A 22316-nucleotide genomic window follows, 5' to 3' on the forward strand; every position below is an offset into this window, starting at 1 on the left:
CCGTACGGCCTGTGGTCAGGTACAGGCCGTACGGGCGGCCGGGTGCGGACCGCGGCGGACGGGCAGGTCAGCCCTTGACGGCGCCGGACATGATGCCCCCGACGATCTGCTTGCCGAAGATCACGAAGACGACGAGCAGGGGCAGGGTGCTGATCAGCGCGCCCGCCATGACGATGCTCTGGTCGGGCACGTAGGACGCGCTCAGCTGGCCGAGGGCCACCTGGAGCGTCGGATTCCCCTGGTTCAGAGCGAGGTAGGGCCAGAAGAAGTCGTTCCAGGCCTGGACGAAGGTGAGCATGCCGAGCACCATCATGGCCGGACGGGCGACCGGGAGCACGATGCTCCACACGATGCGGAGGTTGTTCGCCCCGTCCACCCGGCCCGCCTCGATGAGCTCGTAGGGCAGCGCCTCCAGGAGGTACTGGCGCATGAAGAACACACCGAACGCGCTCACCAGGGTCGGGAAGATCACCGACTCCAGCTGACCGCCCCAGCCGATGTCCGACATCATCATGAACAGCGGTACGACGCTGAGCTGCGGGGGGATCGTCAGCGTGGCGATGACCGCGGTCATCAGCGCGCCGCGGCCCTTGAAGCGCATCTTGGCGAAGGCGTAACCGGCCAGCGTGCAGAAGAGCAGGGTCGCCAGTGTGATGCTGGCGGACACGATCACCGTGTTGACGATGGCCTTGCCGAGGCTGGCCTGTTCCCAGGCCGCCTCGAGGTTGTGGAACAGGTTGCCGCCCGGGACGAGCGGCGGGGTGGTGTCCAGGATCTCGTCCTGGGTACGGGACGCGGCCACGAGCGTCCAGTACAGCGGGAACAGTGAGCCGAGGCCCACGACGACGAGAGCCAGGTAGGCGAAGGGGCCCGCGTGGTGCTGACGGCCGGCGCCGGGCTTGAAGCGGCGGCGGCGCGGGGGTTCGTCGCGGACCGCGGCCTTGGAGACGCGCCGGTGGTCCGAAGCGGTGATGGGGCTTGTGGTGGTCATGGATATCGCTCCCGTCAGGCCGCGGTCTTGCGCCCGAAGCGCCCGATGAGCCAGTTGATCGCGGCAATGAGCAGCAGCAGGACGAGCATGGCCCAGGCGACTGCGGCGGCCGTACCGAGGTGCCCGAGGTTCCAGCCGTAGTTGTAGAGGTAGATGCTGAGCGTCTCGTACTGGTGCTCGGTACCGCCCTGTGCGCCGTTGGTTCCGCCCTCCAGCAGGAGGGGTTCGCCGAAGAGCTGCATCGAGCCGATGGTCGAGATGACGATCGTGAAGAGGATCGTCGGCCGCAGCGCGGGGATCGTCACGTTGCGGAACTGCTGCCAGCGCGAGGCACCGTCGAGCGAGGCGGCCTCGTACAGGTCGGACGGCACGGCCTGCATCGCGGCGAGGTAGATCAGGGTGTTGTAACCCGTCCAGCGCCAGATCACGATGACGGCGATGGCGATGTTGGACGTCCAGTGGCCGTTGACCCAGTTCGTCTCACCGAAACCGAAGAACCCGAGCACCCAGTTCAGCAGGCCGCCGTCGGCCCGGAACACCAGGGCGAAGACGAGGGCCGCGGAGGCCACCGAGGTGGCGTACGGCGTGAGGATCACCGTGCGCCAGAAGGTGCTGGCCCGCAGTTTGTAGTTCAGCAGGTGGGCGAGGCCCAGCGCGATCATCAGCTGCGGGACGGTCGAGATGACGCCGATGACGAACGTGTTGGTGACCGCGGTCCAGAACTCGGAGTCCTGCAGGATGGTGCTGAAGTTCTCCCAGCCGACCCATTCCATCTGGTCGAGGCCGGTCATCTCCACCTTGTGCAGGGCGATCCAGCCGGTGTAGACGAGCGGGTAGAGCCCGAAGGCTCCGAAGACGAGGAAGAACGGCGCGATGTAGGCGTACGGCGACGCCTTGTCGTCGAATCGCCACAGCCGGCTGCGCCATGCCTGACGGCCGGGAGTCATGGGCTTCGGGGCACGGCGGCTGGGCCGGGAGCCTTGTGCGCCCCGGGTGGGGGTCGTGGTTGCCACAGGTGGGAGTCCTTCCCTGGGGTGTGCCGACACCGCAGGGGCAGGCCGGTCCTCTGGTCAGGCCCGGCGGAGGTGTCGGAGAAGGTGCGCGGTACCGGCCGGGGAACCGGAACCGGTGCGGGCCGGCCGGGACGCGTGGTCCCGGCCGGCCGCACGGTGGAAGATCAGCCGACCACCTTGTCGATGTCCTTGATGGCGGCGTCCCAGGCAGCGTCCGGAGCGGTGCCCCGCTGCTCCATGTTGTTGATCTGCTTGGAGAAGGTGTCCTTGATCACGCCGTCCTTCGGGCCGAGCACCGCGGCCGGGATGATCTGCGCCTCTTCGGCGTAGATCTCACCGATGGGGGCGTTGTTGAAGTACTCGAGCTTGGCGGTCTTCACGTCGGGGAGCTCGTAGGCACCCTTGTTCGATGGGAAGAGGCCCGCGGCCTTGAACACGGCGGCCTGCTGCTCGGGCGCGGTCAGCCACTTGACGAGCTCGGTGGCCTCCTTGACGTGCTTGCCCTTCGCGGGCACGGAGAGGAAGGAACCGCCCCAGTTGGCCGCGGTCTCACCCGGGGTGCGGGCGATGTCCCACTTGCCCTTGTACTTGTCGCCGGAGTACGTGGCTATCTGCGCGGCCATCCACGCGGGACAGGCCACGGTGGCCATGGTGCCCTGGCGCAGAGCGGCCTTCCACGGGTCCTGGAACTGGGCCAGACCCTGGGTCAGCTTCTTGTCGACCGCCTGGGAGGCGAGCTTCCAGCCCGCCTTGACGCCGGCGCTCTCCTTGTAGATCGGGTCGCCGTTCTTCGCGTAGTACTGCTCCGAGCCGGAGCTCACCACGCCGTTGTACATGGCGCTGGCGGAGTCCATGAAGAAGGTGCCCTCGGGGGCCTTCTTCTTGTACTCCTCACCGAGCTTGAGGTAGTCCTCCCAGCCGCCGGCGAGCTTCGCGGCGACTTCCTCGCGGTCGGTGGGCAGCCCGGCCTGCTCGAACAGGTCACGGCGGTAACAGATGGACATCGGACCGATGTCGGTACCGGCACCGATGACCTTGCCGTCGTCGGTGGTCGCCTGCAGCGCCTTCCAGTTCACCCACTGGCTGGTGTCGATGACCTTGGACAGGTCGGCGAAGGCGTCCGCCTTGGTGTCGACGAGTTCCTTCGCGCGGCCGACTTCGATGCCCTGCACGTCGGCCAGGCCGCTGCCCGTGTTGAGCTGCTGGAGGAACTTGGTGTAGTAGACCGGCTCTTCGGCGGCGGTGTTCGCCTTGACCGTGATGTTCGGGTGGAGCTCGTGGTACTTCTCGAAGAGCTTCGCCTCCTTGTACCCGAACTGCCCGAAGTCGGCGAGGGTCAGGGTGATGTTCCCGTCCGCGTCGGCCTCGTCGGAATCCGAGCCGGAATCGCCGCAGCCGGTCAGCAGCAGGGCGGCGGCCGTGAGGCCCGTTGTGGCCATGACGGCGGTTCTGCGGCTTCGACCTGCGACGGTGCGGGTGATGCGCATTCCACTACTCCTTGTTCCAGGGTGGGACTTGCGTTCGAACTGCGGCATACGCGCTGGTGGGTGCGGGTGCCGGTGGTACGGAGAGGGCATGGGCGGTGCCGTCCCCGTACGAGCGAAAAACCTCGTTCGAGATGGGAGCGCTCCCATGCGCTGATGCCGGAAGATTGCTACCTCGCGGGGTGGGTGTCAAGAGTTGAAGACGCTTCCGTTGCCCGAGCGTGTCCTGCAAGTCACGGGAACGTGTCCGACCGAGGGCTTGCGTTTACCTCCGCGCCCTGCATGCGAAGCGGATACGAATCCCAATTTCCGCAGGTCAGCGGGGTGTTGGGCGCCCGCAAGCCCTTCCGGACGCGAGAAGGAGCGGTCCGTCGCCAAGATTTCCACGCCATGCCGGAAAGGGCCCCGCCGGCCCCCGCCGCGGCGATATGCCCGCCGGAAGATGAACGGGGCGGGGGGTTACGGGGGTGCACAGGGGGGTCATGGGGCGTTTCCGTGTTCTTTCCCCGAACTCCACTGCGGCGCGGGGAGGTTCCGGTTCCTTCCGTACGTGCGGGAACACAGGACCCCTCCGCGCGCCGGGGGCCGGGCGTGGAGGGGTACGGAGGGGACGCGCGCCCCGGCCGGTGTGGGGGGCGTGGGGGGCGGCCGGGACGCGCGCGTCGAGGTGGTGGCCGAAGGGGCGGTGCGGACTATCCGAAGGCGCCGAACGCCTTGGTGAAGGCCAGCGGCTCCTGGAGGATCGAGCTGCAGGTGGCGTCAGCGGTCGGCTTCGCGCCGCCCTCGCACTGCGTGTCCCGCGTGCCCGACCACATCGCCAGCCGGCCGATGCCCTTCTCCCGGGCGAACTCCACCAGCTGCGTGGCGTCCTCGACGGTGAAGATCTCGGTGGCGACGTCGTTCACGCCGATCATCGGGGTGACCGCGACGGCCTTCCACGCCTCCGCGTCCGTGAGCCCGAGCACGCCCTTGATCTGGGCCTGCGTGGCGGTGGCCGCCTGGGTGGCGTAGTCGCCCATGTCCTCGCTGTACGACGCCCCGTAGTCCATCGCCATGATGTTGACCGCGTCGATCGATACGCCGTTCTTCTTCGCGTCCGCGATCAGGTCCACGCCCGGCTGGGTCAGCCCCTCGGGCATCACGGGCAGCGTGAAGGACACGTCGAGACCGGGACGCGACTTCTGGAGCTGGGCGATGGCGGCCGAACGGCGGGAGTTGGCAGCGGTGTCGGGCAGCGCGCCGCCTTCGATGTCGAAGTCGACCTTGGTCAGCTCGTACGCGTCGATGACCTTGCCGTACGCCGTGGCGAGCTCCTCCGCCGAGGAGCAGTGCAGCGCCAGTTCGGCGCCGGCCGCCCCGCCGAAGGAGACCCTCACGTCGCCGCCCTCGGCCCGCAGCGCGCCGATCTGGGCGGCCACCTTGTCGTCGGCGAGCCCCGTGACCCCGCCCCACAGCGGGGCGCAGCTGCCGCCCGACGTGATGAACGCCAGGTTGAACTCCTTGACGCCGGTCCTGGACGCGGTGTCCAGGAGGTCGTAGGCGGGGTGGAGCGACGTGTCGACGTACGGGGCGAATCCCGCTCCGCCGGCCGCGCCGCCCGGCGTTCCGGACGGCTCGGCCGTCGCGGTCTCCGTGGGCGTGGCTTCCTCCGTCGGCGTCGACGTGGGCGCCGGGGTGGAGGTGGGCGACGGGGTTCCGGTCGGGCGTCCGCTCGGTTCCGGGGTCGTGCCGCCGTCCGCGGAGCAGGCGGCGCCGTTGATGCGGCAGCCTTCCGGATCGGCGGCGGCCGTCGCGGAGCCGGACTTGGTGACGAAGCCGACCGTCACGGACGCGCCCGGGGCGATCTCCTTGTTCCAGCTCTCGGGCTTCACGGTGACGTGGTCGCCGCTGACGGTGTGCTCGCCGTTCCAGAGCGAGTCGATCTCCGTGCCGGCGGGCAGGTCGAATTCGAGCGTCCAGCCCGACTGGACGGTCCCCGTGTCGTTCGAGACGACGTACTGCCCCGTGTAGCCACCGCTCCAGCCGCTGGCCCTCGTGTACGTGGCGCCCACGGCCGCCGCCTGCGCGGTGCCGGTGAGCGCGAAGACCGTGCCGCCCACGACGGCCGCGGCGACGAGGGCGCCGACGGCCTTCGTGCGGGTGCTCGTCGTGCGGCGGTGCGTACTGGTGGCCATCGCGTGCCTCTGTCCTGCCGGGGGGGTGATTGCGTCTGCACGCTAGCCGCCGCCAACCAGGCAAAAGGTACTCATGGGACCCGGGTTGATGTTCTTAGGGTTTGCTTAAGGGAGACATCGGTGCCGGTTAAGACCGGCTGTCCCTGGGGTTCGGGCCGGACCCCTCAGCGCCTCGGAACTCCGCGTTCCGGCCTCGCGCTCCCCGGGGTCCCCGCCTTCCGGTACGCCGTCCCACCCGGTGGCCCCGGCGCGCGCGCTCGGCCGGGCCGCCGTCGAGCCCTATCCAGATGCGCACCTCCGTGCCGCCGAGCACCGACCGCCCGATCCGCAGGTCACCGCCGGTGGATTCGGCGACCCGGCGGACGATGTCGAGACCGAGGCCGGTCGAACCCACCTCGCCCCGCGCTCCGTTCCGGCCGCTGGCACCCCTGGTCAGGGCGGATTCCGGATCGGGTATCCCGGGCCCGGCGTCCGAGACCAGCACGATCACCGCGTGGCCGGTGTGGTGCACGTCGACGGCGAAGGCGGTGCCTTCCGGGGTGTGCCGGAAGACGTTGCCGAGCAGCGCGTCCAGAGCGGCGGCCAGCTCGGGCCGGGCCACCGGGATCCGTACGGTGCGGTCCACGCCCGCCAGCCGCACCGTGCGGCCCTCGTCCTCGGCCAGCGCCGACCAGAACCCCATGCGCTCCCGGATGACCTCCGACGCGTCGCACCCGGCTCCGGCCCCCGGCTGCCCGCCCTGGGTCTGCGGGCGCTGTTCCCGGGCCGTACGGATGATCGTGTCGACCTCGTGCTCCAGCTGTTCGACGGCCGCCCTGGTCTGCTCGGCGGCCGGGCCCTCGCCCAGCGAGGCGGCGTTGAGGCGGAGCACGGTCAGCGGGGTGCGGAGCCGGTGCGAGAGGTCGGCGGCCAGTTCGCGTTCGTTCGCCAGGAGCTGGACCACCTGGTCGGCCATGGAGTTGAAGGCGACCGCCGCGGAGCGGAGCTCGGTGGGGCCCTCCTCGGGCACCCGGGTCCCCAGCCGGCCCTCCCCCAGGTCCTGGGCGGCGCCCGCGAGCCGCTGGGCGGGCTCCACCATCCGTACGCCGAGCCGGTCGGCCACGGCCACCGAGCCGACGATCAGCGCGATCCCCACCCCGGCGAGCACCAGCCAGGCCGTGCCGACGCCGTTGGAGACCTCGTCCTCGGGCACGAACACCTCGACGACCGCGATGCCGCCGGAGCCGAGCGCGGTGGGCTGGAGCAGCGCGGAGCCGCCGGGCACCTCGGCGATGGAGGCGCGGCCCGACTTCCGTACGGTCTCCAGGTCCTCGCGGGTGGCGCGCCGGGTGCCGATCTCCAGGCGGTCGCCGCCCTGCCCGGCTGCGGGGACGTGGACCGCGAGGCGTCCCCGGCCGCCGGGCTCGGTGGACAGGACGGCCCGGGTCAGTTCCTCACGGTCGGTGGTGATGGTGAGGGTGGGGCCGATCGTGGCGGCCTGCCGCTCGGCGTCGGAGAAGGCGCGGTCACGGGCCATCTCCTTGATGACGAGCCCGAGCGGGACGGCGAACGCGATCACGACCATGGCGGTGACCGCCAGGCAGACCTTGACCAGGGCCCATCTCATGCGGACGGCCCCGTGGCCGGCGGTTCGAGCTTGACGCCGACTCCGCGCAGGGTGTGCAGATAACGCGGCCGGGCTGCCGTCTCGCCCAGTTTGCGGCGCAACCAGGAGAGGTGGACGTCGATGGTCTGGTCGTCCCCGTAGGACTGCTTCCAGACCTCGGCCAGCAGCTCCCGGCGCGGGACGACGACGCCGGGGCGGCCGGCGAGGAAGGCCAGCAAATCGAATTCACGTCGGGTCAGGTCCAGCGCGGCGCCGTCCAGTTCGGCCTGGCGGCGCAGCGGGTCGATGGAGAGCCCGCCGACCTGGAGGACCCGCGGGGGCGGCGCCTGGGCGCCGGGGCCACGGGTGCGGCGCAGGACGGCCGCCATGCGGGCGGAGAGGTGCTCCACCGAGAACGGTTTGGTCAGGTAGTCGTCGGCGCCGTCGTTGAGCAGCCTGACTATCTCGGCCTCGTTGTCCCGCGCGGTCGCGATGATCACGGGTACGTCGGTGATGGAGCGCAGCATCTTCAGGGCCTCGGAGCCGTCGAGGTCGGGCAGCCCGAGATCGAGGACGACGACGTCGAAGCGGAAGTGCGCGACTTCGCGCAGCGCTTCGAGCGCGGTCCCGACGCTCCGTACGGTGTGCGAGGCCTCGGTCAGGTGCCGGATGAGGGCGGAACGTACGAACTGGTCGTCCTCGACCACGAGCACACTAGGCATGCGCCGCACCGTAGCCCATCCGGAGGAACACGGTCCCCTCCAGGACAGCCCGTGCGCGGGTGGTGCAGGATGTGCCCGATGCAAAGAGGACTCGTACACGCGATCGCGTGGTCGCTCGCCACGGGTGCGGCGGTGACCCTGTCGTGGTGGGGCGTGCACACGGTCATGTCGGGGACGGCCTACGACCCTCCGCGCGCGGTTCCGATCTCGGTGGAGGCGCGGGGCGCGCAGGCGTCGGACGAGCCGGTGTCCTCCTCGACGCACCGTGCGCTGCCGTCCCCCTCCCCGAGTGCCACCGCCTCCCGCTCCACGGCCCCGGCGTCCCCACGCCCCTCCCGGAAACCGTCCTCCCGGCCGCCGTCCGCGAGCAGACCGGCGGAGCCCCCCGCGTCCCCGGCCGCCTCGGGCGAGGTGAAGAGCTACCCGACGCGTGGGGGCAGGGTCGTCCTGGAGCTGGCGGACGCCTCGGCGAAGCTGGTCTCGGCGACGCCGGAGCCGGGATGGTCGATGCAGGTGTGGACGAACCCGGAGTGGATCCGGGTGGACTTCAGCGACGGCGCGGGTGCGACGGTCTCGGTGTTCTGCACCTGGAACGGCCATCCGCCGATCGTGGAGACCGTGGACCAGTAGTCACGGTCACGAGAACGCGTCGGGCGGCGGGGCCGGGGAAGGCTTGGCGCCCGCGTCGGTGACGACGGCGGCGCCTCCCGTGAAGTCGGCGAGCGCGCGGCCCTGTTCGACACGGCCGGGGTGCGGGTCGCTCGCGACCCGCCGGGTCAGGTCGGCGACGGCGATCGGCAGGTCGGAGGCGACCAGGACCGCGTTCCCGAAGCGGCGGCCGCGCCAGACGGTGGGATCGGCGGCCAGGGCCAGCTCGGGGAAGAGCGCGGCGGCCGTGGCGATCTGGCCGCGCAGATGGGCGAGCGGCGGGCCGTCCGCGAGGTTGGCGGCGTACTGCCCGCCGGGCTTCAGCACCCGGCGCACCTCGGCGAGGAATTCGACGGAGGTGAGGTGCGCGGGGGTGCGGGCCCCGCCGAAGACATCGGCGATGACGAGGTCGGCCCAGCCGTCCTGGATCCTGCCGAGCCCGGCGCGGGCGTCCGCCGAGCGGACCCGTATCCGCGCCTGTGGGTCCAGGGGCAGCTCCCGCCGCACCAGTTGGACGAGGGGCGCGTCGATCTCCACGATCTGCTGCGTCGAGCGCGGGCGGCTCGCGGCGATGTACCGGGCGAGCGTGAAGGCTCCGCCGCCGAGGTGCACCACCTGGAGGGGCCGGCCGGCCGGCGCGGCGAGATCGATGACATGGCCGAGCCTGCGCTGGTATTCGAACGAGAGGTACGCGGGATCGTCCAGGTCCACATGGGACTGCGGGGCGCCGTCCAGCAGCAGCGTCCACGCGCGCGGGCGCTCACGGTCGGGCACGAGCTCGGCGAGACCGCCGTCCACCGGCGCGGAGACGGTCTCCTGCCGGCGCTCGGACCGCTTCCGGTCGCTCGCGCCCCGGGCCGCTCCTCGACGTGCCACGCGCGCTCGTCCCCACTGCTCACCGGTTCGGGCCGGTTCCCCGGTAGGGCCGGCGAGGGCGGGGAAACCCCGCCCACCTGGCCATTATGGCCTCAGCGGCAGTTGTCGGCCGCCTCGATGAGCCTGGCCGCCTGGTCGAGCGCGGCCCGGAGGACGGCCGGATCGGTGACCGGGGTCTCCTCGGCGGGCGGCAGGAGCCACCCCCCTCCGATGACGGGCGGCTCGGCGGGGACGCGCAGCCCGCGGCCGTCCGTCCTCGTACAGGCGCTGCCGGGTACGTCCCATGCCTCCGCCGTACCGGGCGGCACCAGGAAGCCGAGGACGGCGCAGGCTCCGTCGTGCAGGACCGGGCCGACGGGCTCGTTCTCCGCTCCCCTGCGCAGGATGTCCACGGCCTCCAGGCCCTGACGCGCCGGGACGGTCACCAGGTCGCACGGTGTGGTCTCCGGGGCCCTGTCCATGTGAGGCAAGGGAACCCCTCCTCTCGTCTCGACGAGACGGTGCCGCGCCCCGTCTCCTCATGGACCAACGCGCCGACGGCGTCAAGGGCTACGGCGGCACGCCGCCGCAAAGGGTGGCAGTTCATGGCAGATCACGGGTGAGATGTCCGCTTTATAGCTAAACGCTGCGTGTGCGCTCCGTCACAGCAGGTACGTTCTTGCTCCGCCGGGACACCGGAAGCAGGAGCCCGGCTGCACCAGAGAGGGCCCCGCCATGGTGTCGACACGGGCAGTTCCCAACCTCGCCTTCCGGCGGCTGCGCGGACAGCGCTCCGCCGGGGAGTTCGCGGCCGCGGTCCGCCGGGCCGCACGCGAGATCGGTGAACACGTCGCGTGCGACGCCCGGTACATCGGACGCGTGGAGTCCGGGGAGATCCGCTGCCCCAACTACGCGTACGAACGGGTGTTCCTGCACATGTTCCCCGGGGCGAGCCTCGCGGACCTGGGCTTCTCGGCGCGCGAGAGCGTGCGCGGCCGGGGGGCCCGCACGACACCTCTGCCCCCGCCCACCACACCCCCCGCGCTCGACCGCGAGATCCACGAGGAGAGCGACGTGCTGCGTCGCGTGTTCATGACCAGCGGTACCGCCACGGTGGCGGCCGCGTCCCTGGGCCTGGGCGGCCATGCGTCCGCCGCGGGCCCTCTCACCGTCCCCGCGCAGCGCCGGATCGGCGAAGCCGAGGTGAGTGCCGTGGAGAAGGCCGTGCGCCAGATCCGGCTGCTGGACGACCGGCACGGCGCGGACGGCCTCTACCGGCGGGCCTCCCAGCCGCTCCGGGCCGCCTACGCCCTGCTCGACTCCGGGACCACGGCGCGGCGCAGCACGGCGCACCGGCTGCACGCCGGCGCCGGTGAGCTGGCGATCTCCGTGGGCTGGCTGGCCCATGACTCGGGGCGCTTCGACGACGCGCGCTCCCATTACGCGGAGGCGCTCGCGACGGCCCGGCTGGCCGGGGACGCCGCGCTGGAGGCGCACGCGTTCTGCAACGCCTCGTTCCTGGCCCGCGACACGGGGCGGGCCCGGGAGGCCGTCCGCGCGGCGGAGGCCGGGCAGCGGGCGGCCGGGCCGCTCGGCTCACCGCGGCTGCTGGCCCTGCTGTCGCTGCGGGAGGCGGGGGCCAGGGCCTGGCTCGGGGACCGCACGGGGTGCGAGCAGGCGATCGGGCGGGCGCGGACGGCGTTCGGGCGCGGGCCGAGCGACGCGGACCCGGAGTGGATGACCTTCTTCCGGGAGGCGGAGCTGGAGCTGCTGGAGGCGCAGTGCTGGTCGGCGCTGGGTGACTGGCCCCGGGCGGCGCGGCATGCCCGGCGGGCGACCCGGTTGCAGGACCCGCACTTCACCCGGAACCTCGCGCTGTACCGCGCGCAGCTCGCCGGTGACCTGGCGCGGGCGGGCACGGCCGACGAGGCCGCGGCGGCGGGCCACCAGGTGCTGGACCTGCTGGACCGGGTCCAGTCCTCCCGGATCCGCGGGATGCTGGCGAGCGCCGTACGGGTGCTCCGTCCTCGGGGCGGCCCGGAGGTGACCGCCCTCCTGGCCCGCTACGAGGAGCTGCCCCCGGACGCGTGAGGCCGCGGGCCCGCCCGGCACCTTCCAGCCCTGGCCGGCCGATTCAGGCCCGTCCGGCACCTTCTTGCCCTGGCCGGCACATGCAAGCCCGCCTGGTGCCTTCCAGCCCTGGCCGGCCGATTCGAGCCTGTCCGGTGCCTTCCAGCCCTGGCCGGCCGATTCAAGCCCGTCCGGCGATTGAGGACGGAACCGGTGCGCGGGTCCTGGCTGCGCTCTCCCTCTCAGGCCCACATGGTCAGCAAGGCCGAACCCGACGCCAGGGTTCCGTCCTCGAACGCCGGACGGGCTGGGTCTGCCGGCCTGGACCGGGGTGAGCCGGGCCGAAGAGGCCCGGCTCGGGCGCCCCCGGGTCAGCGGTCCAGGTGCCCCGTGTCGTTCCAGCGCTCCAGCGCCGGGAGGCCGTACGCCCACCCCAGCACCGACAGCGACGTGGGCTCCAGCCGGATCCGCGCGGCGAACGACACGTCCTCGCCCAGCCACCGCGCCCCCAGCGCCCGCAGGATGTGGCCGTGCGCGAAGACCAGCACATCGCGGTCGGCGGACCGCGCCCACTCGACGACCTCGTCCGCCCGGGCCGCCAGTGAGGCGAGGCTCTCGCCCCCCGGGACCCCGTCGCGCCAGATGAGCCAGTCCGGCCGGTCCGCCTTGATCTGCGCCGGGGTCAGCCCCTCGTAATCCCCGTAGTCCCACTCCATCAGCGCGTCCCACGGCTGGGCGCGGTCGCCGAATCCGGCGAGCGCGCAGGTCTCGGCGGCCCGGACGAGCGGGCTGGTCCGGACCTCGACGCCGGGCAGGCCGCCCCAGGGCTCCCGGTGCAGCCGTTCGCCGAGCAGCTTGGCGCCCTCGCGGCCGCTGTCGAGGAGGGGAATGTCGGTCCTGCCGGTGTGATTGCCCTGGACCGACCACTGTGTCTGGCCGTGCCGGGCGAGCAGGATTCGCGGTGCCATGACGGCTCTCCCTGAAAAATACGGAGATCCGAAGATCCGGGGACCCTAGGATCTGGTGGGTCCGGGACGGCGGTGTCCGGGACGGCGAGGGGGCGGCGGACGCGAGCGGCCGACCGGGAGACCGGCGCGGGATCGGGCCCCGCTCCATCATCTCCCACATGGCTCACGGGCAACCTGCGGGGCGTCGCCCGCGTCCCTCCCCACGCATGACCAGGGCCGTCCGCGTGGGACGGGCCCCGGGGGGAATCAGGGCATACGACCGCCGTACGGTTGAACGCCCGCCGTCGACCGCATGAACACTGGGGAGAGCTACCGGATGCCGCACGCCACCCCCGCGACACCGTCCTCCGGTCACCGGCCCCGCTGGTGGACGGAGCTTCCGCTGATCGCGGTGGTGTACGGGCTGTATTCGACGGGCCGGCTGCTGGTCCACGAGAACATACCGGCGGCCGTGGAGAACGGGCTCGCGATACTCCGCCTGGAGAAGGCGCTGCACCTCAACGCCGAGCACCCTCTCAACCGGCTCCTGACCGGCAACCCCGCGCTCGGGATACCCGCCGACTTCGCGTACGCCTCCCTGCACTACCTGGTCACCCCGGCCATCCTGGTCTGGATCTTCCGGCGCCGTACCGCCGCCTACCGGGCGGCCCGTACCTGGCTGATGACCTCCACCCTCCTCGGGCTGGTCGGCTTCACGCTGATGCCGACCTGTCCGCCCCGGCTGCTCGACGCCCACCACGGTTTCGTGGACACGATGGCGCAGTACAGCGCGTACGGGTGGTGGGGCGCGGGCGCGAGCGCCCCGCGCGGGCTCAGCGGGATGACCAACCAGTACGCGGCGATGCCGAGCCTGCACGTCGGCTGGTCGGTGTGGTGCGGCGTCCTGCTCTGGCGCCACGGGCGCCACCCGCTCGTCCGGGCGGCGGGGATCGCCTATCCGCTGATCACCGTGTTCGTGGTGATGGGCACGGCGAACCACTATTTCCTCGACGCCGTCGCCGGCGCCGCCGTGATGGCCGCCGGCGCGCTGCTGACCAGGCCGTTCATGCGGATCGCGGACCGCGTCAAGGACCGGGTGAGGGCGGTGTTCGCACGGGTGCCCGCATCCGTCACCCCCACGGCATCCACGATTGTCAGTGACGGATGCAAGACTTCCGCGGGTGAGCGAATACCCGGCCGGCGGACCGCCTCCGCAGATTCCAGCGACGCGCGCACCCGCTCCGCAGTCGAAGCCAGCGACGACGCTCCGGCAGCGGCTCGCTGAGCTGCGCGGTCCGGCCGTCGCGCCGCATCCGCTCGACGCACGCGCGCTGGCCGCGCTCGCCGCCAACCCGGGATGCAAGCGGCGGGCCCTGCTCGACGGGGCGGGCGTCGACAAGGCCGTGCTGGCCACCGCGCTCGGCTCCCCTGCGGCGTTCGGCCAGTCGCAGTTCGCGTTCGTGCGGGGCAACGCCTTCGAGGCGAAGGTCAAGGCCGACGGCGGCACGGAGCTGCTGCGCCTCCTCGTCGAGCGGCTCGGCGGCGGCGCCGAAGCGCCGGCCTCGGCCGTGGTGCCCGATCTGACGGCGGCCGGCCCCGAGGGCCGCGCCGCGCGTACGGCGCTGGCGCTGCGCGAGGCCACGGCTGCGGGCGGCTGGGCGCTGCTCGACCATCCGATGCTGGCCCTGGAGGTCGCGGGCTCCCCCGCCTACCTGGAGCCGGACGCCGTGGTGGTCCACCCCGACGGCACCTGGACGGTCGTCGAGATCAAGTCCTTCCCCATGATCGACAGCTCGGCGGACGCCGCGAAGGTCGGTGCGGCGGCCCGTCAGTCCGCCGTCTACGTCCTGGCGCTGGAGCGGATCGCCGCGAAGACGGAGGGCGCCGAGGTCGCGCACCGGGTCCTGCTGGTCTGCCCGAAGGACTTCTCCAACCTGCCGACCGCCTCGGTCGTGGACGTGCGCAAACAGCGTGCCGTCACCAGCCGCCAGCTGACGCGGCTGACCCGTGTCGAGGACATCGCGGCCGCCCTGCCCGAGGGCACGACCTTCGATCCGGGCTGCTCCCCCGAGGAGCTGGGCACCGCGGTCGAGGCGGTCCCCGCGGCGTACGCCCCCGAGTGCCTGGCCGCGTGCGAGCTGGCCTTCCACTGCCGGGCCAAGGCCCGTGCCGAGGGCGCGGTCGAGTCGCTGGGCCGGAGCGTGCGGGGCGAGCTCGGAGGCCTGACGACGGTCGCCGGGGTGCTGGCCGCGGCGGCCGGCAAGGAGGGCGACCCGGACGACCCGACGGTGGCGGCCCTGCGCAGGGCGGCCGCCCTGCGTGCGGAAGCCCTGGCCGGTGTGGACGGCGGCGTCCCATGTCGCTGATCAGCACGCTCGCCCGGCTGGAGGCCGTCGACAGCGGCCGTGCCCAGCCGCTGGCCACCGTCCGCCACCGTCATCTGACCGACCGGCCGCTCGTGCTGGTGCCGCTGACGACCGCGGGTGAGGCCGGCGCCCCGCTCGGCGCGCTCGTGGGCACGGACCGCGCGGCGCCCCGGCTGCTGGTGGTGGCCCAGCCGCGCGACCGCGATCTGCGGTTCGCGTTCCTCGCCGAGCTGGCCGAGGCGGTGCTGCCGCACATCGAGTCGTACGCCGACGCCGTCGAGCCGGCCGAGCGCAACGAGACCGATCCCGCGACCGGCAAGAAGGTCAAGGTCGAGGTCGAGCTGTGCGCGGACGCGGCCCAGCTGATCGTGCCCAGCAGGGCCGGCCTCGACTTCGTACGGCTGCTCGGGCGGTCCATGCGGTTCCGGCGTACGGCCGAGGACGACCCGGACACCCCCTACCCGGCTCCCGCCCGTGTGCCGCTGCTCGGCCGCTGGCTGACGCACTACGGGGAGCGGGCCCGGGTGCCGGGCTCCTCGCTGCTGCTGGCCACGACGGATCTGCTGAACCGGCACTGGGCGACGGGACAGAGCAGCCTGGAGGACCAGCATCTCGGCGCGCTGCTGGCCTGGGTCGATCCGCCGGACGGCGAGTCCGGTGCGGAGGCCGCACTCCGGGCGGAGCTGGAGCGGGACCGCGCCGGTCAGCTGGTCTGCCCGCCGGCCGGACCGGCGACGGATCCGGCGTTCGACAACAGGCTGCTGGCGCCCGCGATCGAGCGGTACGACCGGGCGCGGACAGCGCTGGCCGCCGCGGAGGACGGCCTCGACGCCGACACCCGGCTCGGCGAGCTGAGCGGCGCGGAGCGGGAGATCAGGTCGCTGCTCGCGGGGGTGCTGCTGCCCACCTGGGACGCGGTGTGGCGGGGGCTCGACCTGCTGCGGGAGCTGCCGGAGGGGGCCAGGGCGGAGGACCGCTGGACCAGGGACCGCTGGTCCTTCACCGCGCACCGGGACCGGGTGCGGGCGGGCGAGCCCCCGCAGCCGCGCCGGGACGACGCGGTCACGGCCGCGCAGAAGCTGGCCTCGCGGGAGACGGCCCAGGCGCAGCTGGACGCCCAGGAGGCGCTCGACGACCCGCTGGTGCTGGCGGGCCGCAGGCTGGCCGGTGAGGCGTTCGTCGGGGAGGTGACGGAGGTCGAGATGGCGTACAGCGAGTCGAAGCGCCCCTCGCCGCGCCCCCTGGTCACGGTGCGGACGGAGGAGCGCCCGCATCTCGGCGAGCGGACCAAGGTGTACCGCTCGCTGGAGGGCAAGCCGCAGACGGCGGAGTTCGTAGGGTACGCCGCCGAGGATCCTGAAGCCGGCACGGTCGGCCTCGTCCTGCGCGTCACGGACCGGATGGGCCGGTCCAAGGAACCGGCGCCGGGTTCGGTGCCCGAGCCCGGCGACCGGATCGCCTGGACCCTGTTCGAACACGACCAGCGGGGCGGCCCGAAGCTGCCCGATCCGGAGGACACCCCGTGGACCCACGGCGGTCCGCCGGGCGCCGACGGCTCCGCCGGCCATGCCGAGCAGCCCGATCCCGTGACCGCGGAGGACCTCCTTTGACATCCTCCCCCAGCTGAAGGCAGGGGGATTCCTGGCTCAGGCTGCCTGCGGGAGCGGCGCCCCCGCAGGACTTCCACCGTCAGCGCCAGCCGGGTTGAGACCAGCCCGGACGAGCATCACACGGGCGGAGTTCTTGTCCCTGGGGGACACGGCTCCGCAGGCGGTGCACGCGTACGTTCGTTCAGAAAGGGGAAGTGCGTGCTTGGTTCTCGCACCGCACTGTGCGCAGTCCATCGTGGTGTGGGCGGGGTGCACGAGGTGCACGATGCGGCCGTGCTTGCGGGCCATCTCGGTCAGCGCGGCCTTGGTCGCGCCGATCGCCGCGTCGGCGGCCTTGCGGGCCATCGTCGACTTCGCGAGGAACTTGGGGCGGAAGTCCTCGACGGCGAGCCGGTCGAAGGCGTGCACAACTGTTTTGGCCCACTTGCGGGCGGTGTCCTGGCGCTGCCGGGCAACCTTCTTGTGGACCTTGGCCGCCGCGCGGGACGCCGCCCGGTAGCCCTTCGACGCGGCCTTGCCCCGCGCGGGCTTACGGCGTGCCATCTGCTTCTGGTACCGGGCCAGCTTCGCAGCGGCACTCTTCCCGTGCTGCGGGTGGGGGAGGTCGTGGGCGTTGCTGGTGGTGGTCGCGGTCTCCCTGACGCCCCAGTCGATACCGATCACGCGGCCGGTCTCCGGCAGCGGTTCGATGGCCGTGGCGACGACGAACGAGGCGTACCAGTGCCCGAGGCTATCCCGGTACACACGCACGCTGGTGGGGTCGGCGGGCAGGTCGCGGGACCACACCACGGTCAGCGTGATGCCGCCCGCGAGGTGCAGGCGGCCGTCTTTCAACCGGAAGCCGCGCCGCGTGTAGTTCATCGACGGCAGCGCGTCACGCTTGCGCTTGATGCGGGGCATCCCGGCGCGCTGCCGCATCGGCAGCCCCGCCTTGATGTCCTTCAGGGCTTTGGCGCGCGACGTGCCGAAGTCGCGGATGGTCTGCTGCTGCGGCACCGAAGAGCCCTCACGCAGCCATCCCATGGCGGCGCGGGCCTCGGTCAGCATCCTGTCGAGCTGCGCCGGACCGCACGTCACCTTCTCGGCGGCATCCTCGTTCAGACCGTGGACCTTGCGGGACGTGGCCACGCACTCGTTCCAGACCCACCGGCAGCGCGCCCACTCCACATCGAGGCCGGCGAGCGCGGTCGACGACACGCGAAGCCGGTAGGTGTACCGGGCATACCCGGACCTCTCACTCGCTTCCTGCCGTGTCGCCATGGTGTCATTCTACCTGTTGGCGAACGTCTGAAAGACACTATTCTGGGGTCATGGATGAAGATAAGCGCATCACGCTCCGCCTGCCCGCCGACCTGCACGAGTGGCTGGCCGCTCAGGCCAAGTCCGCCCGACGATCCCTCAACTCCGAGATCGTCTACCGCCTGGAGGCCGAGCGCGACGCCGCCGTGGCGGACGTCGAGACGCTCTGACGACGATTCAGCTACTCCTGCCCTGCTCCGCAGGAGTCCGATTCCTCCCCGGCCCGAAGGCCGGGGCATCCTCGGGGGCATCAGGTGACAGCCGTTCTCGACCCGGGTGCAGCGGCGGCGCGGGCCACCGACGCGATCCTCGGCGACACCCTGCGCGGTACGGCGCGCGGGATCGTGGTGGACTCCCCGCCGGGCGCGGGGAAGTCGACGCTGGTGGTGCGTGCGGCGCTGGAGCTGGCCGCCGCGGGCCGCCCGCTGATGGTGGTCGCGCAGACCAACGCCCAGGTGGACGACCTGGTGGTGCGGCTGGCGGAGAAGGCGCCCGAGCTACCGGTGGGCCGGCTGCACAGCAGCGACTCCGATCCGTACGACAAGGTCCTGGACGGGCTGGACAACGTACGGAAGTCGGCGAAGGCGGCGGATCTGGCGGGCCTGGACATCGTCATCTCCACGGCCGCGAAGTGGGCGCACGTGAAGAACGTGGAGCCGTGGGGGCACGCGATCGTCGACGAGGCGTACCAGATGCGCTCGGACGCCCTCCTCGCGGTGGCCGGACTGTTCGAGCGGGCGCTGTTCGTCGGGGATCCGGGCCAGCTCGACCCGTTCTCGATCGTGGGCGCCGACCAGTGGGCGGGCCTGTCGTACGACCCGTCGGCAAGCGCCGTCTCGACGCTGCTCGCGCACAATCCGGAGCTGCCGCAGCACCGGCTGCCCGTGTCGTGGCGGCTGCCCGCGTCGGCCGCGCCGCTGGTGTCGGACGCGTTCTACCCGTACACCCCGTTCCGCAGCGGTACGGACCACGGTGACCGGCGGCTGTCGTTCGGCGTGCCCTCGGACGGGTCGGCCCCTGACCGGGTGCTGGACGAGGCGGCGGAGTCCGGGTGGGGGCTGCTGGAGCTCCCTGCCCGGCACACCCCGCGCACGGACCCCGAGGCGGTCCGGGCGGTGGCCCTGGTGGTGCGCAGGCTGCTGGACCGGGGCGGCGCCGCGACGAGCGAGCGCGGTCCGGATCCGGTCCCGGTGACGGCGGAGCGGGTCGCGGTCGGCACGGCCCACCGCGACCAGGCCGCCGCGGTGCGGGCGGCGCTCGCGGAGCTGGGTGTGACGGGTGTGGCGGTGGACACGGCGAACCGGCTCCAGGGCCGCGAGTTCGACGTGACCGTGGTCCTGCACCCGCTGTCGGGCCGCCCGGACGCCACGGCCTTCCATCTGGAGACGGGCCGGCTGTGCGTCCTGGCCTCGCGGCACCGGCACGCGTGCGTGGTGGTGTGCCGTGCCGGGGTGGCGGACCTGCTGGACGAGCACCCGTCGACGGAGCCGGTCCAGCTGGGCGTGACGGTGAAGTTCCCGGACGGCTGGGAGGCGAACCACGCGGTGCTGGCCCACCTCGCCGAGCACCGTGTGCATGGGGCGCCCTGATCCTGGGCAGCGCTCCTGCGGCGGGCGATCCTGGGCAGCGCCCTTGCGCCGGGCTGGACAATGGAAGGTGGCCGTCCGGCCGTACGAGGAAGGAACACCACATGGCACAACCCGAGCGGAACGAGCGGCAGAGGCTGCGTCCGGCGCCGCTGCTCTTCGAGCCGTCGGAGGCGGCGGCGGATCCTGAGCACTTCTTCGACCTGGAGTCGATGGAGGACCCGAAGGAGCTGCTGGCCCGCGCGACGGAGCTGACGCTCGCCTTCCGGGCGGCGACCGACCGGGCCGTGGAGTTCCAGGCCGTGGCCGCCGCCCAGCTCGCGGACCCGCGACGGTTCGACCGGCTCACGGCCGCGGACATAGCCGGGCGCGCGGAGTGGACCGAGGACTACGCCAAGAAGATGATCGAGTTCGGCCGGTCCCTGCTCGACGACCCCGCGCCCTGACTCCCGGGGCCCCACGGCGGCCCTGACACCGCACGACCGTCCGTCACTGCGGGTACACCCGTGGCATATGCCGTCGGGCAAGATACTCCGCCGGGGTCCGTCCTGTCCGGCTTTCCGCAACTCTGGGGAACAGGAGCGTCACAGCCGGTAGACATGTCGTCATGAGCGCATGGCTGAATGACGAAACGACCCTGCGGACCGCTGCCGCCCCGCGCCACGGTGTCGACATCTTCGCCCTGCTGCGGGACCGCGTGGACCGCCGGGCCGACGACAGGGCCGCCCAGGTCACGGCGTCCGGTGCCGCGTGGCTCGCGGGTGCTTCCGCCTACCCGCGCAGCACGCTCTCGCAGTGGGAGGCCCGTCCCTGCTCCCCCGGCGTGCTGCCGTGCGGCTCCTCGTTCGACGTCGTGAGCGTCCCCGCGCTGTTCGGCAGGCGCATGCTGGAGCAGCTCTGGGCGGAGGGGCCGGGATCGGGCCCGGTCGCCACGCACCGGGGCCGGATGCTGCTGTTCGCCTCCCCCGGGACGGCCCAGCGGCTGCCGTCCCTGCTGGCCTGGGAGGAGTGGGGCACGGGTTCCGGCGGCGGCCCCAGACGGCAGGGCGCCCTGCCGCCTGTGCTCTGTCACGGCACGGGGGACGCGGTCACCGTTCCGCCCCTGACCGGCGGCGCGGGTGCCGGCGGGCCCCGCTGGGTGGTCGCCCCTGACACCCGTAACCCCTGGCTCCCCGGGCCGGACGTACTGCTGTGGGCCTGTGTGAGGGTGGGCAGGTCGGCGGCCCCGTCGACCACCGGGAATTCGATTTTTCCTCCCGCCGATCCGGGTGCTAATGTCTACGACGTCAGCAGGCGCCGTTAGCTCAGTTGGTTAGAGCAGCTGACTCTTAATCAGCGGGTCCGGGGTTCGAGTCCCTGACGGCGCACCGACGGTGGAAGCCCCCTCGTGGAAGCGAGGGGGCTTCTTCGTGTGCCGGAGCGGGTCAGGTCCCGGTGGCGATCCGGACGGTCCAGGCGCCCGACCGGGTCCGGTCGGCGACGTCGATGCGGATGCGCTCACCGGGCACGGTGTAGCGCTCGCCCTCCCGGAGCGGGGCGTCCGCGAGCGGCGGATAGACCGACCTGTCCCAGCAGGCGTCGGAGTCGGGGTGGGTGTCCAGCACCTCGACCGGGCCCCCGCCGGACGGCGTGGCGTTGCGGATGCGGTAGACGAGCACGCCTTCGGTGCACGTCGTACGGTCGTTGCCCGTGGCGCTGCGGGCCTCGATGGCCAGCGCGCTGTCCGGGCCGGTCCTGACGACCGCGAGCCGGGTCCCGATGGACGCGCCGCGCACGGGCACCTCGGCCATCGGTTCCAGGGTGAGGTCGGCGGCGCCCTGCACACAGACGACCTCCTCGCCGTCCAGCCAGCCGAGCTTCCACTTGTGCCAGCCGAACAGGTCCGGGGAGAGTCCGAACTGGCTGCCCATCACGTCCCAGTCGCCGACGTAGGTGTCCCAGTCGCCCTTCCCGTCCTCGGGGCGGTGGTAGAGGTCCGCCAGGTCGAAGACGTGTCCGGTCTCGTGCGCGAGGACGTTCCGGTCCGGCGGGTGCTCCTCGAAGACGGTGACCACACGCCTGATGTCCGTGCCGTCCGCGCGCACCGGACGGTCGAAGTTGACGACCTTGGTGGCGTCGGAGTCGACTCCGGGGGCGTCCGGGTCGGCGACGAGGTAGACGATGTCGTAGGCGGAGAAGTCGGTCTCCTCGTCGGCGGCCTCGATGGCGTCCCGCAGATAGGCGCTGCGGCGCTCGGAGCCCCAGTCGCGCTGTATGCCGTACCAGGTGGAGGGGTGGGGCATGGGGGTCCACCGCCGCTGCGGGTGGGCGCGCAGGGTGAATTTTCCGTACGAGGCGCGCTGGAAGAAGCGGGTGGTGGAGGGGAAGTAGTCGGCGGCGAGCACCTCGGGGGGCACGACGGGGTCGGAGTCGGGGAACGAGAGGAAGACCATGACCGCGTCGAGGCCGCGGCCGGGGCGCGGGTAGGCGCCGTTCCAGGTGTCGAGGCCGAGGGAGTGGTGTGCCCCGGTCCTGGGCAGGGCGCACGGCCCCGCGTCGCGCGAGGCCGCCACGGCGGGCCCGGCCACGAGCCCGGTGGCGGCGAGCGCCAGGAGGGATGTGAGAGCGGCCGCCGCGCTGCGCAGCCTCGACCTCTCGGCTCCCCCGGGTCTGCGCTGACGCGGCACATCTACCTCCGGGTGGCGAATGCGGGACTTCCCCCTCACCCTCTGCCGAGACCGCGGCGCACGCCCTGTTGTGCTGCCCCACACGGGTCAGCGGAGGCCCCGGTGATCACCTGCATCCACACGATCACCCTTACGGACAGTCACATTTGCTCACCGTAAAATCTGAATCGTCCAGATCAGCACAAAAATGATCATCTACGGCCATCGCGCATGCGGGTGCCAGGCGTGGGACAGGCGTGGGACAGGAGTGGGCCATGCGCGTGCCCCCCACCCGAAACGGCGGGCGCGTTGGAACGGCCG

At 72.3% G+C, this 22316-nt stretch carries 20 protein-coding genes and 1 tRNA gene; 10 read left to right on the plus strand and 11 right to left on the minus strand.

The genetic code is table 11. The features are described 5' to 3' along the window. Positions 1-67 precede the first annotated feature (67 nt). The 6 genes from ACIP63_RS05915 to ACIP63_RS05940 all read right to left on the minus strand — a co-directional run bounded on the left by ACIP63_RS05915 (position 68) and on the right by ACIP63_RS05940 (position 7969). On the minus strand, positions 68-991 hold the full coding sequence (locus tag ACIP63_RS05915) for a carbohydrate ABC transporter permease (protein WP_401511804.1): 924 nt from the start codon (positions 989-991) through the stop codon (positions 68-70). 14 nt (positions 992-1005) lie between these two features. Continuing rightward, positions 1006-2004, minus strand: a complete 999-nt coding sequence (locus ACIP63_RS05920; protein WP_401511806.1) for a carbohydrate ABC transporter permease — start codon at positions 2002-2004, stop codon at positions 1006-1008. 164 nt (positions 2005-2168) lie between these two features. Continuing rightward, positions 2169-3491, minus strand: a complete 1323-nt coding sequence (locus ACIP63_RS05925; protein ID WP_401511807.1) for an ABC transporter substrate-binding protein — start codon at positions 3489-3491, stop codon at positions 2169-2171. 689 nt (positions 3492-4180) lie between these two features. Beyond that, positions 4181-5662: a cellulose binding domain-containing protein gene (locus ACIP63_RS05930; protein WP_401511809.1), complete on the minus strand. Its 1482-nt coding sequence runs from the start codon at positions 5660-5662 to the stop codon at positions 4181-4183. 127 nt (positions 5663-5789) lie between these two features. Beyond that, entirely contained in the window at positions 5790-7268 is a 1479-nt protein-coding gene (locus ACIP63_RS05935; protein ID WP_401511811.1) for a sensor histidine kinase, read from the minus strand. Beyond that, positions 7265-7969, minus strand: coding sequence for a response regulator transcription factor (locus ACIP63_RS05940; protein ID WP_401511813.1), 705 nt, complete (start codon positions 7967-7969; stop codon positions 7265-7267). The genes ACIP63_RS05935 and ACIP63_RS05940 overlap by 4 nt, the downstream gene beginning before the upstream one ends. Positions 7970-8047: 78 nt before the next feature. Between ACIP63_RS05940 and ACIP63_RS05945 the strand changes: the two genes are divergently transcribed. Continuing rightward, a complete protein-coding gene (locus ACIP63_RS05945) occupies positions 8048-8599 on the plus strand; it encodes a hypothetical protein (RefSeq protein ID WP_401511815.1) in 552 nt (183 codons plus the stop codon). Positions 8600-8605: 6 nt separating this feature from the next. Here the strand turns inward: ACIP63_RS05945 and ACIP63_RS05950 are convergent, their stop codons facing one another. Next, the gene (locus ACIP63_RS05950) at positions 8606-9493 is read right to left on the minus strand and encodes a spermidine synthase (RefSeq protein ID WP_401511816.1); all 888 of its coding nucleotides are present in this window, start codon (positions 9491-9493) and stop codon (positions 8606-8608) included. Positions 9494-9585: 92 nt separating this feature from the next. Then, positions 9586-9954, minus strand: coding sequence for a hypothetical protein (locus tag ACIP63_RS05955; protein ID WP_393765876.1), 369 nt, complete (start codon positions 9952-9954; stop codon positions 9586-9588). A 253-nt stretch (positions 9955-10207) separates the two neighbouring features. On the opposite strand from ACIP63_RS05955, the gene ACIP63_RS05960 reads away from it, so the two are divergent. Then, the gene (locus ACIP63_RS05960) at positions 10208-11563 is read left to right on the plus strand and encodes a tetratricopeptide repeat protein (RefSeq protein ID WP_401511818.1); all 1356 of its coding nucleotides are present in this window, start codon (positions 10208-10210) and stop codon (positions 11561-11563) included. 350 nt (positions 11564-11913) lie between these two features. Here the strand turns inward: ACIP63_RS05960 and ACIP63_RS05965 are convergent, their stop codons facing one another. Next, on the minus strand, positions 11914-12510 hold the full coding sequence (locus ACIP63_RS05965; protein ID WP_401511820.1) for a histidine phosphatase family protein: 597 nt from the start codon (positions 12508-12510) through the stop codon (positions 11914-11916). 316 nt (positions 12511-12826) lie between these two features. Here ACIP63_RS05965 and ACIP63_RS05970 point away from each other — a divergent pair, with 316 nt between their 5' ends. The 3 genes from ACIP63_RS05970 to ACIP63_RS05980 are packed head-to-tail and all read left to right on the plus strand — an operon-like array spanning position 12827 to position 16465. Further along, a complete protein-coding gene (locus tag ACIP63_RS05970) occupies positions 12827-13774 on the plus strand; it encodes a phosphatase PAP2 family protein (RefSeq protein ID WP_401512280.1) in 948 nt (315 codons plus the stop codon). Further along, positions 13671-14855, plus strand: a complete 1185-nt coding sequence (locus ACIP63_RS05975) for a hypothetical protein (protein ID WP_401511822.1) — start codon at positions 13671-13673, stop codon at positions 14853-14855. The genes ACIP63_RS05970 and ACIP63_RS05975 overlap by 104 nt, the downstream gene beginning before the upstream one ends. After that, positions 14846-16465, plus strand: a complete 1620-nt coding sequence (locus tag ACIP63_RS05980) for a hypothetical protein (protein ID WP_401511823.1) — start codon at positions 14846-14848, stop codon at positions 16463-16465. The genes ACIP63_RS05975 and ACIP63_RS05980 overlap by 10 nt, the downstream gene beginning before the upstream one ends. Positions 16466-16501: 36 nt before the next feature. On the opposite strand, the gene ACIP63_RS05985 is transcribed toward ACIP63_RS05980, so the two are convergent. Next, positions 16502-17725 (minus strand): RNA-guided endonuclease InsQ/TnpB family protein, encoded by a 1224-nt coding sequence (locus tag ACIP63_RS05985; protein WP_401511825.1) that lies wholly within the window; start codon positions 17723-17725, stop codon positions 16502-16504. Between ACIP63_RS05985 and ACIP63_RS05990 the strand changes: the two genes are divergently transcribed. The 5 genes from ACIP63_RS05990 (at position 17716) to ACIP63_RS06010 (ending at position 20717) form a co-directional block, all read left to right on the plus strand. Continuing rightward, a complete protein-coding gene (locus ACIP63_RS05990; RefSeq protein WP_401511827.1) occupies positions 17716-17934 on the plus strand; it encodes an Arc family DNA-binding protein in 219 nt (72 codons plus the stop codon). The two genes, ACIP63_RS05985 and ACIP63_RS05990, sit on opposite strands and share 10 nt — an antisense overlap. Positions 17935-18018: 84 nt before the next feature. Beyond that, positions 18019-19353, plus strand: a complete 1335-nt coding sequence (locus ACIP63_RS05995) for an AAA domain-containing protein (RefSeq protein WP_401511828.1) — start codon at positions 18019-18021, stop codon at positions 19351-19353. 101 nt (positions 19354-19454) lie between these two features. Continuing rightward, on the plus strand, positions 19455-19796 hold the full coding sequence (locus ACIP63_RS06000) for a hypothetical protein (protein WP_401511830.1): 342 nt from the start codon (positions 19455-19457) through the stop codon (positions 19794-19796). Between the two features lie 161 nt (positions 19797-19957). After that, positions 19958-20653 carry a hypothetical protein gene (locus ACIP63_RS06005; RefSeq protein WP_401511831.1) on the plus strand — a complete coding sequence of 232 codons (696 nt, stop codon included), beginning with the start codon at positions 19958-19960 and terminating at the stop codon, positions 20651-20653. Further along, positions 20644-20717: transfer RNA gene (locus ACIP63_RS06010), tRNA-Lys, on the plus strand. Before ACIP63_RS06005 ends, ACIP63_RS06010 begins: the two co-directional genes overlap by 10 nt. Positions 20718-20774: 57 nt before the next feature. On the opposite strand, the gene ACIP63_RS06015 is transcribed toward ACIP63_RS06010, so the two are convergent. Then, the gene (locus ACIP63_RS06015; RefSeq protein WP_401511833.1) at positions 20775-22016 is read right to left on the minus strand and encodes a M6 family metalloprotease domain-containing protein; all 1242 of its coding nucleotides are present in this window, start codon (positions 22014-22016) and stop codon (positions 20775-20777) included. Positions 22017-22316: the final 300 nt, after the last annotated feature.

Source organism: Streptomyces sp. NPDC088746 (genome assembly GCF_044751065.1).
Lineage (GTDB): Bacteria > Actinomycetota > Actinomycetes > Streptomycetales > Streptomycetaceae > Streptomyces.

Bases quoted from the DNA above. Each gene is read 5' to 3' on its own strand.
- ACIP63_RS05915 (WP_401511804.1), bottom strand. From the start codon at position 991: ATGACCACCACAAGCCCCATCACCGCTTCGGACCACCGGCGCGTCTCC.
- ACIP63_RS05925 (WP_401511807.1), bottom strand. From the start codon at position 3,491: ATGCGCATCACCCGCACCGTCGCAGGTCGAAGCCGCAGAACCGCCGTC.
- ACIP63_RS05930 (WP_401511809.1), bottom strand. From the start codon at position 5,662: ATGGCCACCAGTACGCACCGCCGCACGACGAGCACCCGCACGAAGGCC.
- ACIP63_RS05935 (WP_401511811.1), bottom strand. From the start codon at position 7,268: ATGAGATGGGCCCTGGTCAAGGTCTGCCTGGCGGTCACCGCCATGGTC.
- ACIP63_RS05940 (WP_401511813.1), bottom strand. From the start codon at position 7,969: ATGCCTAGTGTGCTCGTGGTCGAGGACGACCAGTTCGTACGTTCCGCC.
- ACIP63_RS05945 (WP_401511815.1), top strand. From the start codon at position 8,048: ATGCAAAGAGGACTCGTACACGCGATCGCGTGGTCGCTCGCCACGGGT.
- ACIP63_RS05955 (WP_393765876.1), bottom strand. From the start codon at position 9,954: ATGGACAGGGCCCCGGAGACCACACCGTGCGACCTGGTGACCGTCCCG.
- ACIP63_RS05960 (WP_401511818.1), top strand. From the start codon at position 10,208: ATGGTGTCGACACGGGCAGTTCCCAACCTCGCCTTCCGGCGGCTGCGC.
- ACIP63_RS05965 (WP_401511820.1), bottom strand. From the start codon at position 12,510: ATGGCACCGCGAATCCTGCTCGCCCGGCACGGCCAGACACAGTGGTCG.
- ACIP63_RS05970 (WP_401512280.1), top strand. From the start codon at position 12,827: ATGCCGCACGCCACCCCCGCGACACCGTCCTCCGGTCACCGGCCCCGC.
- ACIP63_RS05980 (WP_401511823.1), top strand. From the start codon at position 14,846: ATGTCGCTGATCAGCACGCTCGCCCGGCTGGAGGCCGTCGACAGCGGC.
- ACIP63_RS05985 (WP_401511825.1), bottom strand. From the start codon at position 17,725: ATGGCGACACGGCAGGAAGCGAGTGAGAGGTCCGGGTATGCCCGGTAC.
- ACIP63_RS06000 (WP_401511830.1), top strand. From the start codon at position 19,455: ATGGCACAACCCGAGCGGAACGAGCGGCAGAGGCTGCGTCCGGCGCCG.
- ACIP63_RS06005 (WP_401511831.1), top strand. From the start codon at position 19,958: ATGAGCGCATGGCTGAATGACGAAACGACCCTGCGGACCGCTGCCGCC.